Annotated in this window: 13 protein-coding genes; 6 read left to right on the forward strand and 7 right to left on the reverse strand. The window is 71.8% G+C overall.

Annotated elements, in window-relative coordinates; all coding sequences use genetic code 11:
* The first annotated feature begins 42 nt into the window (after window positions 1-42).
* From FB470_RS14400 to groL, 3 genes are all read left to right on the forward strand, one after another.
* On the forward strand, window positions 43-249 hold the full coding sequence (locus tag FB470_RS14400) for a cold-shock protein (RefSeq protein WP_306991893.1): 207 nt from the start codon (window positions 43-45) through the stop codon (window positions 247-249).
* Between the two features lie 77 nt (window positions 250-326).
* The gene (locus FB470_RS14405; RefSeq protein ID WP_306991894.1) at window positions 327-1,955 is read left to right on the forward strand and encodes a serine/threonine-protein kinase; all 1,629 of its coding nucleotides are present in this window, start codon (window positions 327-329) and stop codon (window positions 1,953-1,955) included.
* A 211-nt stretch (window positions 1,956-2,166) separates the two neighbouring features.
* The gene (gene groL, locus FB470_RS14410) at window positions 2,167-3,798 is read left to right on the forward strand and encodes a chaperonin GroEL (RefSeq protein ID WP_306991896.1); all 1,632 of its coding nucleotides are present in this window, start codon (window positions 2,167-2,169) and stop codon (window positions 3,796-3,798) included.
* 58 nt (window positions 3,799-3,856) lie between these two features.
* Here groL and FB470_RS14415 read toward each other — a convergent pair whose 3' ends face one another.
* A complete protein-coding gene (locus tag FB470_RS14415; RefSeq protein WP_306991898.1) occupies window positions 3,857-4,057 on the reverse strand; it encodes a PspC domain-containing protein in 201 nt (66 codons plus the stop codon).
* A gap of 104 nt (window positions 4,058-4,161) precedes the next feature.
* Here FB470_RS14415 and FB470_RS14420 point away from each other — a divergent pair, with 104 nt between their 5' ends.
* Window positions 4,162-6,516: a xanthine dehydrogenase family protein molybdopterin-binding subunit gene (locus tag FB470_RS14420; protein WP_306991900.1), complete on the forward strand. Its 2,355-nt coding sequence runs from the start codon at window positions 4,162-4,164 to the stop codon at window positions 6,514-6,516.
* Window positions 6,517-7,449: 933 nt separating this feature from the next.
* Here FB470_RS14420 and FB470_RS14425 read toward each other — a convergent pair.
* Window positions 7,450-8,388, reverse strand: coding sequence for an o-succinylbenzoate synthase (locus FB470_RS14425; RefSeq protein ID WP_306991902.1), 939 nt, complete (start codon window positions 8,386-8,388; stop codon window positions 7,450-7,452).
* A 133-nt stretch (window positions 8,389-8,521) separates the two neighbouring features.
* On the opposite strand from FB470_RS14425, the gene FB470_RS14430 reads away from it, so the two are divergent.
* Window positions 8,522-9,487, forward strand: coding sequence for a zinc-dependent alcohol dehydrogenase (locus FB470_RS14430; protein ID WP_306991904.1), 966 nt, complete (start codon window positions 8,522-8,524; stop codon window positions 9,485-9,487).
* 3 nt (window positions 9,488-9,490) lie between these two features.
* On the opposite strand, the gene FB470_RS14435 is transcribed toward FB470_RS14430, so the two are convergent.
* Window positions 9,491-10,258: an IclR family transcriptional regulator domain-containing protein gene (locus FB470_RS14435; RefSeq protein ID WP_306991906.1), complete on the reverse strand. Its 768-nt coding sequence runs from the start codon at window positions 10,256-10,258 to the stop codon at window positions 9,491-9,493.
* A 115-nt stretch (window positions 10,259-10,373) separates the two neighbouring features.
* On the opposite strand from FB470_RS14435, the gene FB470_RS14440 reads away from it, so the two are divergent.
* Complete coding sequence (locus FB470_RS14440) at window positions 10,374-10,946, forward strand: type 1 glutamine amidotransferase domain-containing protein (protein ID WP_306991908.1); 573 nt, start codon at window positions 10,374-10,376, stop codon at window positions 10,944-10,946.
* 29 nt (window positions 10,947-10,975) lie between these two features.
* Here FB470_RS14440 and FB470_RS14445 read toward each other — a convergent pair whose 3' ends face one another.
* From FB470_RS14445 to FB470_RS14460, 4 genes are all read right to left on the reverse strand, one after another.
* Complete coding sequence (locus tag FB470_RS14445) at window positions 10,976-11,827, reverse strand: DUF72 domain-containing protein (protein WP_306999267.1); 852 nt, start codon at window positions 11,825-11,827, stop codon at window positions 10,976-10,978.
* 22 nt (window positions 11,828-11,849) lie between these two features.
* Entirely contained in the window at window positions 11,850-12,626 is a 777-nt protein-coding gene (locus FB470_RS14450; RefSeq protein WP_306991909.1) for a DUF4253 domain-containing protein, read from the reverse strand.
* 137 nt (window positions 12,627-12,763) lie between these two features.
* On the reverse strand, window positions 12,764-13,234 hold the full coding sequence (locus tag FB470_RS14455; protein ID WP_306991910.1) for a hypothetical protein: 471 nt from the start codon (window positions 13,232-13,234) through the stop codon (window positions 12,764-12,766).
* 74 nt (window positions 13,235-13,308) lie between these two features.
* Window positions 13,309-14,946 (reverse strand): DNA repair helicase XPB, encoded by a 1,638-nt coding sequence (locus FB470_RS14460; RefSeq protein WP_306991912.1) that lies wholly within the window; start codon window positions 14,944-14,946, stop codon window positions 13,309-13,311.
* Window positions 14,947-14,953: the final 7 nt, after the last annotated feature.

Here is a 14,953-nt window from a genome sequence, read left to right on the forward strand (position 1 = left end):
CGGGCGGGCACGGCTCCCGGTGTTTTCCGCAAGGAGGAAGCCGTGGCTGTTGGCACGGTCAAGTGGTTCAATTCCGAAAAAGGCTACGGGTTCATCGCGTCCCCCGAGGGGCCCGATGTGTTCGTGCATTACTCGGCGATCCAGTCGGACGGATTCCGCACCCTCGACGAGGGGGATCAGGTCGAGTTCGAGATCGAGGCCGGCCGTGACGGCCGGACGCAGGCAGCGGACGTCCGCAAGGTGTCGTAGTACGGCCGGCCGCCCCGCCACCACACGCAACGGAGACGCTTCGCGTCGCTGTGTATGCCGGCAGTAGGCTGCGCTGTGTGACAGGCGATGTGTCGGGGGACCTCACCGGTCGCCGGCTGGGCAACTACCGCATAGACGGGGTGCTCGGCAAGGGTGGCATGAGCGTCATGTACAAGGCCACCGACGTGCGGCTTGGTCGCAAGGTGGCCTTGAAGGTGATCGGCGAGCACCTGGGTGCCGACGCCGAGTTCCGCGAGCGGTTCGTGGACGAGGCGCGCAACACCTCCGCCGTGGATCACGCGAACGTCGTGCCGTTGTACGACTTCGGTGAGCTCGACGGGATGCTCTACATCGCCATGCGCCTGGTCGACGGTGCCGATCTGGCGAGCCTCATCGCCGGCGGGCCCATCGCGCCCGAGCGTGCGCTGAGGCTGCTCGACCAGGTCGCCGACGCACTCGACTGCCTGCACGAACGCGGCCTCGTCCACCTCGACGTCAAACCGGCCAACGTGCTGGTCACCAGCCGGGAGTCGGCGCGTGAGCACGTCTACGTCGCCGACTTCGGGCTGACCCGGCGCGGCGCGACCGGGCACCGCACCCGCGGCGGGGACTTCCTCGGGTCGCCGACCTACGCCGCGCCGGAACACCTGCGCGGGGAGCCGCTGGACGGGCGCACCGACCAGTACGCGCTGGCGTGCGTGCTGTACGCGTGCCTGACCGGGCAGCCCCCGTTCAGCGGCGACGTGCCGACGGTCATCAAGGGGCACCTGGCGGTCGAGCCTCCCGCGGTGTCGGGCGCCGTCGGCCTGCCGGCGGGTGTCGACGAGGTTGTGCGCAAGGGCATGGCCAAGAACCCAGCGGACCGCTACGACAACTGCGTCGAACTGATCACCGCGGCGCGCAAGGCGCTCGGCCCGGCCGCCGCCTCGACGGAGCCGCCCGGCCCCCCGCGGACCGAGGCGTCCCGGGAGGCCGGGATGGAGCCGCACCCGCCGCAGGGTCAGCCGGGCCACGGCTCGCCGGGTCAACACGGCGGGCCGGGTCAGCCGGGCCAGCCGGGGCAACCCGGCCAGGCCGGTTCCCCGGGCCAGCCGGGCCAGACCGGCCAGGCCGCGTGGCAGGGCCAGGCGGGTCAGCAGGGGCGACCGGGTCCGCACGGCGCCGGCCAGCCTGGCCACGGGCCGGGCGGGCAGCCGGTCGCACCCGGCCCGCAGGGCCAGCCCGGCGCAGCGGGCCAGCCCGGTCCCTACGCACCGGCCGGTCCCCAGAGCCACCAACCCGGACAGGCCCCACTCCCGCCCGGCGGCGCGCCGGGCCTCTCGCCGTACGGCCACCCCGGCCTGCAGAGCCACCCGGGCATGCCGGTGCCGCCCCGGTTCCACCCGAACCCGCCTCCGCAGGGGCAGCCGTGGCACCACCAGCCCGGCTGGCCGCAGCAGCCGGCCTACCAGCCGTACGGCCCCTACGGCGCCCAGCAGCCCCAGCAGAAGAGCGGCGGGCTCAAGTGGTTGTGGGCCGGTCTCGCGGGGCTCGTCGTCGTGGCGGCGGTCGTGGTGACGCTCGTTCTGGTGAATCGCGACAGCGGCACCTCACCCGCGCCGACGACGGCGCCCAACATCCCGGTCGGCCCGACCGGCGGCCCGGCCTCGCAGTCCACCGGCAACAACCCGCCGCCCCCGACGATCTCGATCAAACCGAGCCCCTGACGTGCGGTTCTTGCACTCTCGGCCGGAGAGTGCTAAACACGGCGTTGGCACTCGACACTGCCGAGTGCCAACCATGGTCGGGACGGTGAGGCCGGCTCGGGGCTCCGAGCAGGTCGTCCGTCGCGGGCACCGAGCCTGGCCGAGCTAAGTGTCCTGCTGCCAGTCCTGAAGCAGGTCATGGCAGCGACCACTACCGGAGGACAACACCCCAATGGCCAAACTGATCGCGTTCGACGAGGACGCCCGCCGCGGGCTTGAGCGCGGACTCAACACCCTGGCCGACGCCGTCAAGGTGACGCTTGGCCCCCGTGGCCGCAACGTCGTGCTCGAAAAGAAGTGGGGCGCGCCCACGATCACCAACGACGGTGTCTCCATCGCCAAGGAGATCGAGCTCGAGGACCCGTGGGAGAAGATCGGGGCGGAGCTCGTCAAGGAAGTTGCCAAGAAGACCGACGACGTAGCCGGTGACGGCACCACCACGGCGACCGTGCTGGCCCAGGCGCTCGTGCGCGAGGGTCTGCGCAACGTGGCCGCCGGTGCCGACCCGATCGCCCTGAAGCGCGGCATCGAGCAGGCCGTCGAGGCCGTCGTCGAGCAGCTGCACAAGGCCGCCAAGGAGGTCGAGACCAAGGAGCAGATCGCTGCCACCGCCTCGATCTCGGCCGCGGACCGCACCATCGGCGAGCTGATCGCCGAGGCGCTGGACAAGGTCGGCAAGGAAGGCGTCGTCACCGTCGAGGAGTCGAACACCTTCGGCCTCGAGCTCGAGCTCACCGAGGGTATGCGCTTCGACAAGGGCTACATCTCGGGCTACTTCGTCACCGACGCGGAGCGCCAGGAAGCCGTCCTGGAGGACCCCTACATCCTCCTGTTCGGCTCGAAGGTCTCCAACGTCAAGGACCTGCTGCCGGTCCTGGAGAAGGTCATGCAGTCGGGCAAGCCGCTGCTGATCATCGCCGAGGACGTCGAGGGCGAGGCCCTGGCCACCCTGGTGGTCAACAAGATCCGCGGCACCTTCAAGTCCGTCGCCGTCAAGGCTCCGGGCTTCGGTGACCGCCGCAAGGCCATCCTGCAGGACATCGCGATCCTGACCGGTGGCCAGGTCATCTCCGAGGACGTGGGCCTCAAGCTGGAGAACGCGGACCTCAACCTGCTGGGCAAGGCCCGCAAGGCCGTCATCACCAAGGACGAGACGACCATCGTCGAGGGTGCCGGCGACGCGGACCAGATCCAGGGCCGCGTGAACCAGATCCGCGCCGAGATCGAGAAGTCGGACTCCGACTACGACCGCGAGAAGCTGCAGGAGCGGCTGGCCAAGCTGGCCGGCGGCGTGGCCGTCATCAAGGCCGGTGCCGCCACCGAGGTCGAGCTCAAGGAGCGCAAGCACCGCATCGAGGACGCCGTTCGCAACGCGAAGGCCGCCGTCGAGGAGGGCATCGTCGCCGGTGGTGGCGTGGCCCTGCTGCAGGCGTCCAAGGCTGCCTTCGAGGGCCTGCGCCTGACGGGCGACGAGGCGACCGGCGCGAACATCGTCAAGGTCGCCGTCGAGGCTCCGCTCAAGCAGATCGCGGTCAACAGCGGTCTCGAGGGCGGCGTCGTGGCGGAGAAGGTCAAGGGCCTGCCCGAGGGTCACGGCCTCAACGCCGCGACCGGCGAGTACGAGGACCTGGTCTCGGTCGGCGTCATCGACCCGGCCAAGGTGACCCGTTCGGCGCTGCAGAACGCGGCTTCGATCGCGGGCCTGTTCCTGACCACCGAGGCCGTCGTCGCCGACAAGCCGGAGAAGGCCGCCGCCGCTCCGGCCGGTGACCCGACCGGTGGCATGGGCGGCATGGACTTCTGATCCATCGAGTCCGGCGGAAGCCCGGGTGCGCCTCGCGCGCATCCGGGCTTTTTGCTGTCTACTCCGACGGCATGAGGAACCAGCAGATGGCGTAGAGCAGGATCGGGGCGCCGAACCCGAGCAGGGTGGCGGCGACCAGGACGATCCGGATGATCGCCGCGTCGACGCCGAGCAGCCGGGCCCAGCCGCCGCAGACACCGGCGATCCACTTGTCGGTCGTGCTGCGGCGGAGCTTGCTGGTGGTCACATCGTTCGTCATGGGTTCATCGTCGGCCGCGACGGGGCCCGGCACATCGGGGACGAACCCGGAGCGGACCCGGAAAACCTGGTTCCGGGTCCCGGGGTGTGTATAGGGTCGATCACATGGCGGGATCGTTGCTCGGAACCGAGGTCCGGCGGGTCGAGGACCCGGATCTGGTTCGTGGTCGTGGAACCTTCGTGGACAACCTGAAGTTCGACGGCGTCTGTTACGTCGCTTTTGTACGGTCGCCGTTCGCGCACGCGCTGATCAACGGCATCGACACCACCGAGGCCGCGGCGGCGCCCGGGGTGCTCGCGGTGTTCACCGCCGCCGACCTGGACCTGCCCGAGCTGCCGGTGTTCCTGGAGCTGAACCCGCGGGCTAAGCGGCACGCGCTGGCCGTCGACCGCGTGCGGTTCGCCGGTGAACCGGTGGCCGCGGTGGTGGCCGAGAGTGCGACGGCCGCGGCGGACGCGCTCGAACTGGTCGACGTGGACTACGAACCGCTGCCGGCGGCGGTCGACCCGGAGCAGGCGCTGGAGCCGGATGCCCCGGTGCAGTTCCCCGAGATCGGCTCGAACATCGCGGCCGGGGAACGGGACGAGGCCGGTGCGGAGGTCCTCGACGGCGCCGACGTGGTGGTGCGGGCGCGGATCGAGAACCAGCGGCTGGCCGTGGCGCCGATGGAGGGCAACGCGATCGTCGCCCTGCCCGGTGACGACGAGTTCGACCTGACGGTCTACGTCTCGACCCAGATGCCGCACGGTTTCCAGGCCGCGGCGGCCAAGTTGTTCGGCCTGGACGGTGACCGGATCCGCGTGGTGGCCCCGCACGTGGGCGGTGCGTTCGGCGGCAAGGTCGGCGTGACGGCCGAGCACGCGGTCGTGATCGAGACGGCACGCCGGTTCGGGCGGCCGGCGAAGTGGACGGAGACGCGCTCGGAGAACCTGCAGGCGTCGCCGCAGGGCCGGGCGCAGGTGCAGTACGCCGAGCTGGGCGTGCGGTCGGACGGCACGATCGTCGGCCTGCGGTGCCGGGTGATCGGTGACGCGGGCGCCTACGGCGGCTTCGGCGGTGGGCTCGCGCTCGGCCCGACGCGGACGATGGCGCAGGGCGTGTACCGGATCCCGAAGATCAGCTACGCGGCGATCGCGGCGCTGACGAACACGGCGCCGGTCGGCGCGTTCCGCGGGGCGGGGCGCCCGGAGGCGGCGGCGATGCTGGAGCGGCTGATGGACCTGGCGGCCGCCGAGCTGGGCATGGACCCCGCGGAGATCCGGCGGCGCAACTTCCTGCGCCCCGACGAGTTCCCGTACACGACGATCAGCGGGGCGAGCTACGACAGCGGCGATTACGACCTGCCGCTGCGGAAGGCGCTGGAGGTCGCCGGGTACGAGGAACTGCGGGCCGAGCAGGCGCGGCGCATCGAGGCCGGCGAGCCGCGGTTGCTGGGCATCGGGGTGAGTGCGTACGTCGAGATCACCGGCGGTGGCAGCGGCGAGTTCGCCTCGGTGGAGGTCCGGGCGGACGGCACGGCCGCGATCAAGGTGGGCACGTCCGGGCACGGGCAAGGGCACGCGACGTCGTTCTCGATGCTGGTGGCCGACGCACTGGAGATCCCGCTGGAGTCCGTCGAGTTCGTGCAGTCGGACACGGCCGCGGTGCCGCGCGGCGCCGGGACGGGCGGTTCGCGGTCGCTGCAGATCGGCGGCAGCGCGGTGCGGCAGGCGGCGGAGGCGGTGCTGGAGCGGGCCCGCGCGCTGGCCGCGTCGCGCCTGGAGGCCGGTGTGGACGACATCGTGCTGGCCGACGGCAGGCTCGGTGTGGCGGGCGTGCCGCAGGCGACGATCGGCTGGGCGGAGCTGGCCGCGGCGGCCGAGGAGGAGGGGCGTCCGCTGCTGGAGACGACCGATTTCAAGCCGGGCGGGGCGACGTTCCCGTTCGGGGCGCACGTGTCGGTGGTCGAGGTCGACGTCGAGACGGGTTTCGTGAGACCGTTGCGGCACGTCGCGGTGGACGACTGCGGGCGCGTGCTGAACCCGATGATCGTGCGCGGGCAGCAGCACGGCGGGGCGGTGCAGGGGATCGCGCAGGCGTTGTGGGAGCAGGTGTCCTACGACGAGGACGGCAACCCGGTGACCGCCACGTTCGCCGACTACCACCTCCCCTCGGCGGCTGACGTGCCGGCGCTGGAGGTCAGCAACACGGAGACGCTGACCACGCGGAACCCGTTGGGTGCGAAGGGAATCGGCGAATCCGCAACGGTCGGCTCGACGCCGGCGGTGCAGAACGCGGTGGTCGACGCGCTCGCCCACCTGGGCGTGCGGCACATCGACATGCCGGCCACGCCGCAGCGCGTGTGGCGCGCCGTGCAGGGCCGGGGACCATCCCCGTGGCGCGAGCCGCCCGCGGCGTTCGAGACACTGCCCGTACGGGCGTCGGGAACCACCTCCGACGCCGACGAGGCAGTCGCCTAGCCAGGACGCTCGCGCCCGGGCTGTTGCCCGGGACACGCCCTGGGCACGGTTGCCCGCGGGGCGCGTCCGCCGCGCGCTGCTGGCCGGCTGCCCCGGGGTGCGGCTGTCCACGGCGTGCGGCTGGGCTGTTGCTCGCCCCGCGCTCCCGCCTGCCGCGCGTCGCTCGGCGGCTGCCGGCGCTGCTCGGCGGCTGCCGGGCGGCTGCCCGCCGTGTTCTGCTGGTCTCCTGCCCGCCGCGGGTTGCGACCTGCCCACGGCGCGTTTCGTCCGCCGCGCACTGCTGGCCGGCTGCCCCCAGGGTGCGGTTGCCCACGGCGTGCGGCTGGGCTGCTGCCGGCCACGCGCTGCTTGGCGTCTGCTGGCCGGCTGCCCGGCGTGTTGCTGGGCAGCCGCCCGCCGCGCTCCCGCCCGCCGCGTTCCCGCCCGCCGCGCGCCGCTCGGCGGCTGCCGGGGGGGGGGGGGGGGGGGGGCTGGTCTCCTGCCCGCCGCGGGTTGCTCGGCGGCTGCCGGCGGGGTGCTGCTGGGCTGTTTCCCGCGGTGTGCGGCTGGGCTGCTGCCCGCCCCGCGCTCCCGCCCGCTGCGCGCCGCTGGCCGCCCCCCGGGGGGCGGCTGCCCGCCGCGCTGCTGGCTGGCTGCCACGGTGTGCGGCTGGCTGTTGCTCGCCCGCGCTCCCGCCCGCCCGGGCTGCTCGGCGGCTGCCCGGGCGCGTTGCTCGCCCGCGCTCCCGCCCGCCCGGGCTGCTCGGCGGCTGCCCGGGCGTGTTGCTCGACAGCCGCCCGCCGCGCGCCGCTCGGCGGCTGCCCGTCCCGCGTGGCGGTCCAGCCGCTACGCCCACGTGTGCGCGGCGGACCGGGGCGGCACCGAGGGCGCGCCGGGCGGCACCTCATCCACTCGCCGGCCCCCGGTACTCACCCGGCACCTGGTCGGGCCGGCCTAACCGCCCACGCGCTTGAGCCGCTCCAGCCATGCCCGGGTCGTGACCTCGTCCGCGGCATGCTCATGGGCCAGGTCGGGCTCCGGCGCGGCGGTCAGCACCGGCAGGTAACCGTCCACAGGCGACAGCGTCCGGCTCGAGATGTCCTTGACCAGCAACGACATCGTGCCCAGGCCGCACGCGAAATCGAGCTCGGGGAGCGCCCCCGCGAGTGCCAGTCCCGCCGCCAGCCCCACGCTCGTCTCGACCGCCGACGACACCACGCACGGCAACCCGCAGGCCTCGGCCACCTCGAGCGCCCGCCGGACGCCGCCGAGGGGGGCGACCTTGATGACGGCGACGTCCGCGGCGCCCGCGACCGCCACCTTGAGCGGGTCCTCGGCCCGCCGGATCGATTCGTCCGCCGCGACGCGCACCTCGACCTTCTTTCGCACGGCGGCCAGTTCCTCGATGCTCGGGCACGGTTGCTCGACGTACTCGAGCCCGTTCGCGGCCCGGTCGAGTTCGCGGATGGCGGCGACGGCGGTGTCGACATCCCACGCGGCGTTCGCGTCCACCCGGACAGCGCCCCGCGGACCGAGCGCGTCCCGCACCGCCGCGACGCGCTCGCAATCGTCCTGAATGGACGTTCGCGGGTCCGCGACCTTCACCTTGGCGGTGCGGCAGCCCGACTCCGCGACCATCCGGTGGGCCTTCTCGGGCTCCACGACCGGGACGGTGGTGTTGACCTCGACCCGCCGCCGCACCGGCGCCGGCCATCCGCGGTGAGCGGCTTCCAGTGCCGCTTCAAGCCATGGCGCGCTCTCGCGGTCGTCGTAATCGGCAAAGGGGCAGAACTCGCCCCAGCCGGCAGGGCCCCGTAGGAGCACCCCTTCGCGCACGGTGATTCCGCGGAACCGGTTGCGCAGGGGGATCGCGTAGACCAGGGGTTCATCCACGCCCCCATCGTCGCACGGCCGCTGCGTCCGGCAGATCGACGTGACGAGGTGCTACCGGAGCCGTACGCCCAACTAATGGACTAAATGGTTAATTAGCGGCTAGCATGCAGGTGCGGACACGTGGAGGTACCTGATGAAGGCCGTTGTGCTGGCCGAGCCCGAGGTGATGCGGCTCGTCGACCTGCCCGAACCCGATCCCGGGCCGCGCGAGGTGCTCGTGCGGATGCGGGGCCTCGGCCTGTGCGGGTCGGACCTCGGCGTCTACCGGGGCGCCCGGGAGGTGCCCGAGCGGCCGTGGCTCATGGGCCACGAGGGTGTCGGCGAAATCGTGGCCGTCGGCGCCGACGTCGAGAACCGTACCGTCGGGCAGCAGGTCGCGATCGAGCCGAACTACTGCTGTGGCCGGTGCGCCGCGTGCACCAGCGGATTCACCTCCGCCTGCACCGAGCGCGTCATCGTCGGCATGAACCATCCGGGCCTGCTGGCCGAGTACGTTGCCGTCCCGGCCGAGTTCGCCTGGCCGGCGGACGAGACGGTCGCGCTCGAGGACCTCGTCTGCACAGAGGCCCTGACCGTCGCGCGTTCGGCGATCCGCCGCTCGGGTGTTGTGCCTGGTCAGCGCGTGCTCGTGGTCGGTGCGGGTTCCCAGGGGCTGCTGCTGTGCCTGGCGTTGCGCGCGCTCGGCGCCACGGTCGTCGTGCAGGAACCACACGAGGGTCGCGCGGAACTGGCCCACTCGTTCGGTGCCGAGACCGCCGTCGAGGGCGAGTTCGACCTCGTCTTCGAGACGTCCGGCGTGCCGCAGGCGCTGCGTGCCGGGCTGGACCGCCTGCGTCGCGGCGGCACCGCCCTGCTTGTGGGCATCGACCCGCGCTCGCTCGACCTGTCCACCGCCGACCTCGTGTACCGCCAGCACACCCTGAAGGGTTCGCTGATCTACGACCACCCGGTCGATTTCGAGACGACCGTGGACCTGCTCAACCGGGACGAGGTCCGCCCGGGCAAGGTGCTGCAGGCCCGCTTCTCGCTCGAGGAGGCCGCGCAGGCGTTCGCCTCGGTGCAGTCGGTGGCCGGCAAGTCCTGGATCAGTTTCGACTGACGCTCACTCCGGCAGGTTCGCCAGGTCCGCCTCGATCGACCAGGCCGCACGCAACAGCTCGGGCACGTAGTCCCGTTCCACCACGCCGTGCTCGAGCCGGTCCGGGTGAACCGACGCGTTCACGGCCGCGACGACGCGGCTGTGCCGATGCCGCAGTGGCGCCGCGATCGCCCGCAGGCCCTCGCCGAGGTCGTAGTCCGTCAGCGACCATCCCCGCTCGCGGACGCGGTCGATCTCCGCGACGAGGTCGGCGTCCGCCCCGAGCTCGTCCACCCGCCTGCGCAGCTCGTCCTCGGGCAGCCCGGCGAGCAGGACCTGACCGCCGGACGTGGTGCGCGCCGGCTGCCGCGCACCGACCGTCAAGGTCGGTGGGGCGTGCCGATGTCCCGGCACGACGGCCACGTACACCACGTCAGCCCGGTCGAGCAGGGTCAGCGAAGCCGTCTCGTCCAGCTTGTGCGCCAGGTCGTGCAGGTGCGGGTGCGCGACCTCGGGCAGCGCGAGAGCCGACAGGTACCCGTAACCGAGGTCCAGTGTGCGTGGCGTCAACCGGAACGCCTGGCCGTCGTGCCAGACGTAACCCAGGTCCGCGAGCGTGAGCAGCAACCGTCGCGCGGTGGCGCGGTCCAGCCCCGTCTGCTTGGCCGCGGCGCTCGCCGTCAGAGCGGGACGCTCGGCGCCGAAACACCGCAGGATCGCGAACGCGCGCCCGACGGCCTGCACGAAATGTGGGCCGTGACCAGGACCTTCGCCGGGAGTCGTGCTCGTCATCGAACCCTCCGACTGCCACCCGATCGGCTCGTCCCCATCGTACGTCCGGATGTTTCGGTCCCGCCGCCGCGCGGGTAGTTCACCCTCTGAACCCCTGAACGGAAGGAGTGCAATCGTGGCGAACACACTCTCCGGTAAGCGAGTGGCTTTCGTCGTCGCACCCGAGGGCGCCGAGCAGGTCGAGCTGACCGAGCCCTGGAAGGCGGTCCAGGACGCGGGCGGCCAGCCGGAGCTGGTGTCCACTTCGCCGGGCAGCATCCAGGCGTTCAACCACCTCGACAAGGCCGACACCTTCCCGGTCGACAAAGTGGTCTCCGACGTCTCGCCGGACGACTTCGACGCACTCGTCCTGCCGGGCGGCGTGGCGAACCCCGATTTCCTGCGCACCGTCCCGGACGCCGTGCGCTTCGTCCGCGGGTTCTTCTCTCAGCAGAAGCCCGTCGCGGCGATCTGCCACGCGCCGTGGACCCTCATCGAGGCCGACGTGGTCCGGGGTCGCCGCATGACGTCCTGGCCGAGCCTGCAGACCGATCTGCGCAATGCCGGCGCCGAGTGGGTGGACGAGGAGGTCGTCACCGACTCCGGTTTCGTCACCAGCCGCAAGCCCGATGACCTGCCCGCCTTCTGCAGCAAGCTCGTCGAGGAGTTCGCGGAGGGCAAGCACCGCGCCCAGGCGAAGAGCGCCTGACCCTGTTTTCAGGACGCCCGGTCGGCTTGTCAGGACGGCAGGTCGATCGGGCGGCTCGTGACCCCCAGCCGGGTCGCGAGCGCGATGGCGTCGCCGGGCGCCTTCACCTTGATGTCGTTGTCGAAGTAGACGTAGACATCACGGGTCTTCCCGCCGCCGCCACGCCAGCGGCGGATCTTCTCGGCCCAGCGGTCCAGGGCCTCGTCGGTGTAGCCGCTCGCGTAGAGCTCCTCGTCGCCGTGCAGCCGGACGTAGACGAAGTCCGCTGTCACCTCCTCGAAACTGGGCCAGGTTCCGGCCGAGTCAGCCGCCACCAGGGCGATGTCGTTGTCCCGCAACACCTTCCGGCACTCGTCCGAGTGAAAACTCGGATGACGTGGCTCGAGCGCGTAGCGCAGCCGCCGGTTCTTCCCGGCTTCGGTGTGGGCCTCTCCCTTCAGTTTGTCGTCGTGTTTCCCGGCCAGAGCCGCGGCCGCCCGGGTGTCCCGCGGGAGGCTCCGGAAGAACATCTCGAACCGGTCGGGTTCGAACGCGAAGTTCGCCGGCAGCTGCCAGAGGATGGGGCCGAGCTTGTGGCCCAGCGCCAGCACCCCGGAGGCGAAGAAGTTCGCCAGCGCGGTCTCCGTGTCCGTCAGCCGCTTCATGTGGGTGATGAAGCGACCACCCTTGACGGCGAACACGAAGTCGTCCGGCGTCTGCTCCGCCCAGGCCCGGTACCGCTCCGGCCGCTGGAGTGAGTAGAACGAGCCGTTGATCTCCACGGAGTTCACCTGCCGCGAGATGTACTCCAGCTCGCGGCGCTGCACCAGGCCCTTCGGGTAGAACGTGCCCCGCCACGGCGGGTAGCGCCAGCCCGAAGTGCCGACCCGGATCTCGGCGATGGTGACCTCCTTCGTCCGTCGGTCAGTCCCAGGAGAACCTCCAGTGGCGCCGGTGCACCAGGCCCGCGGCGTACTCCCGCAGCGTGCCCGGCTGCCCGGAGAAACTGCGGATGCTGAACGCCCGGTGCTCGGCGGCGAGGATGAGGGAGCGGCCCTGGTTGCGGGGCGGCGCGGCGACCGAGAGCTCCAGCTCGTCGAAGCCGAGCACGATGAGCGTGGCCCCGAAGCGGTCCTCCCAGCTGCGCAACACCGCGGAGATGGCGGCGACGTCCTCGGTCGACTTGATCATCCCGGTCCAGCCCAGCGCGGCGGGGACGTCGGCAGGCCGCTCGACGGGCACGAGCCCCAGCCGGTAGGGCGCCCGCCGGGCGAGGATCGAACCGGTGTTGCCCGCCTCGGCGAGCGGATCCACCCGCAGCGGGGATTTCTTCGCCAGGCCGGGGAAAGCCGCGCCGTAGGGCCGCAGGCAGCCGGTGCCGTCCGGGCAGCAGAACGGGTCCCACCACCGGGCCAGGGTCGCGCTCACGTCCACGTCGGCAACGTGCTCGACGGCGGGCGCGAGGCGGCCCCGGTCGGTGAGCCAGTCCTCGCCGTTCGTCGCGAAGCGGGCGTCGTGCGGGACGAGCACGGGCCACAGGCCGGAGCGCTCGAACCCGGCGATGCAGGACCGGTACAGGCCGGGGTCGGCGAGTGGGCCGGCGGAGACCCACATCGGGCCGACCCGGTGTCCGGGCGGCAGGTCGATGCCGGCGAGGGCCTCGCTGACGAGGCTTTCCTCGGAAACGGCGGTGGTGGTCACGGGACCTCCTCGGGATGGACTGCGTCGATGAGGTCGAACAGTAGTTCGAGGGTATGACAGTTTCCGGTCCCGAGGACGAGTTTTCGCGGCTTCACCCGAACGGTCGAACGGCTGTTCGAGGTTTGTGGTAGCTTCGGTCACGAGGAGGTCTCATTCCGCCTCTGAACTGGGGTTTCCCGCCGCTCGCCGGCGCCGTCGGCCCGCGTCGAGCGCAGGTGCAGGACCAGAGCCAGCAGCCAGACCCCGGTCAACGCCAGCGACAGCGGCAGCAGCATCACCAGGCGGTCCCACGCGACCGCGATCGAGAGCGAAACCAGGAGGCAGAGGGCCAATGACACCGGCACCAGACGCGGGAACCGGTACCCGGCGAGCACGGGCGCCGCGGACAACACCAGGCCGCCGAGCCCTGCGAGCGCCTTGGCTTGCCCACCGGACAGCCAGAGGACCAGCCACACCGTGCTGGGCACGGCGGCGAGCACGAAACCCGTCCACGACCACAGGCGCGACAGGTGCCGCAGGACGGCCGGAGCCGCGCCGCGGGCACGCCGCAGCATCGCCGCGGCGGCCACGAGGAACGCCACGACGACGAAGACCACCCCTGCCGTCACCACGCGTCCGGGGTTCCACGAGTCGAGCCGGACTATGCCTGGCGCTCGCCGGTGGGCGGCTCGGCCACGCGGTGCTACAGGTAGGCGTCCGCGTCGTGGATCGTGTACGCGTAGCCCTGCTCGGCGAGGAACCGCTGCCGGTGCGCGGCGTACTCGGTGTCCAGGGTGTCCCGCGAGACGACCGAGTAGAAGTGCGCCTGCCTGCCGTCGGCCTTGGGGCGCAGGAGCCTGCCGAGCCGCTGCGCCTCCTCCTGCCGGGACCCGAACGTGCCGGAGACCTGGATGGCGACGGTCGCTTCCGGCAGGTCGATCGAGAAGTTCGCGACCTTCGACACCACGAGCTTGTCGATCTCGCCGCGGCGGAACGCGTCGAACAGCGCCTCGCGTTCCTTGTTCCGCGTGGAGCCCTGGATGATCGGCGCGTCCAGCTCGGCGCCCAGTTCCTCGAGCTGCTCGAGGTAGGCGCCGATGACGAGCGTCTGGTCGCCGGCGTGCTTGTCCAGAATGGACTTCACGACGGGGATCTTCGTGCGCGCGGTCGCGGCGAGCTTGTACTTGTCCTCGGCCTCGGCCGTCGCGTACAGCAGGCGTTCGTTGTCGGTCAGGGTCACCCGCACCTCGATGCACTCGGCGGGGGCGATCCAGCCCTGTGCCTCGATGTCGCGCCAGGGTGCGTCGTACCGCTTCGGGCCGATGAGCGAGAACACGTCGCCCTCCCGGCCGTCCTCCCGCACGAGGGTCGCGGTCAGGCCGAGGCGCCGGCGCGACTGCAGATCGGCGGTCATGCGGAACACGGGCGCGGGCAGCAGGTGCACCTCGTCGTAGACGATCAGGCCCCAGTCCCGCGAGTCGAACAGCTCCAGGTGCTTGTACTCGCCCTTGGACTTGCGCGTGATCACCTGGTACGTGGCGATCGTGACCGGCCGGATCTCCTTCTTCTCCCCGGAGTACTCGCCGATCTCGTCCTCGGTCAGGGACGTGCGCGCCACCAGCTCGCGCTTCCACTGACGCCCGGCCACGGTGTTGGTGACCAGGATGAGGGTGGTCGCCTGTGCCCGGGCCATCGCCGCCGCTCCGACAAGGGTCTTGCCCGCACCACAGGGCAGCACGACCACGCCGGAACCGCCGGCCCAGAACGCTTCCGCGGCCTGCCGCTGGTAGTCGCGCAGTCCCCAGCCCGTTTCGGCCAGGTGCATCGGGTGCGCTTCGCCGTCCACGTAGCCGGCGAGGTCCTCGGCCGGCCACCCGACCTTGAGCAGCGCCTGCTTGAGCCGTCCCCGCTCGGACGGGTGCACCACGACGGTGTCGTCGTCGATGCGCGCGCCCAGCATCGGGCTGATCTTCTTGTTGCGCAGCACCTCTTCCAGCACCGCGCGGTCGGTGGTGGTCATCACCAGGCCGTGGGCGGGATTGTTGGCGATCTGCAGCCGGCCGAACCGCGCCATCGTGTCGACGATGTCGATCAGCAGGGGCTGCGGCACCGGGAACCGGGAGTAGGTGGTCAGCGCGTCGACCACCTGCTCGGCGTCGTGGCCCGCCGCACGGGCGTTCCACAAGGCGAGCGGGGTGATCCGGTAGGTGTGCACGTGCTCGGGGGCCCGTTCCAGTTCGGCGAACGGGGCGATCGCGATCCGGGCGTCGTCGGCCATGGCGTGGTCGACTTCGAGCAGCACGGTCTTGTCGGATTGGACGATCAACGGGCCATCGGTCACGTACTCC

Origin of the sequence: Amycolatopsis thermophila (assembly GCF_030814215.1) — a bacterium.
GTDB lineage: Bacteria > Actinomycetota > Actinomycetes > Mycobacteriales > Pseudonocardiaceae > Amycolatopsis_E > Amycolatopsis_E thermophila.

Excerpts from the sequence above, each read along its gene's own strand:
- groL (WP_306991896.1), top strand. The coding sequence starts at position 2,167 with ATGGCCAAACTGATCGCGTTCGACGAGGACGCCCGCCGCGGGCTTGAG.
- FB470_RS14420 (WP_306991900.1), top strand. The coding sequence starts at position 4,162 with ATGGCGGGATCGTTGCTCGGAACCGAGGTCCGGCGGGTCGAGGACCCG.
- FB470_RS14430 (WP_306991904.1), top strand. The coding sequence starts at position 8,522 with ATGAAGGCCGTTGTGCTGGCCGAGCCCGAGGTGATGCGGCTCGTCGAC.
- FB470_RS14435 (WP_306991906.1), bottom strand. The coding sequence starts at position 10,258 with ATGACGAGCACGACTCCCGGCGAAGGTCCTGGTCACGGCCCACATTTC.
- FB470_RS14415 (WP_306991898.1), bottom strand. The coding sequence starts at position 4,057 with ATGACGAACGATGTGACCACCAGCAAGCTCCGCCGCAGCACGACCGAC.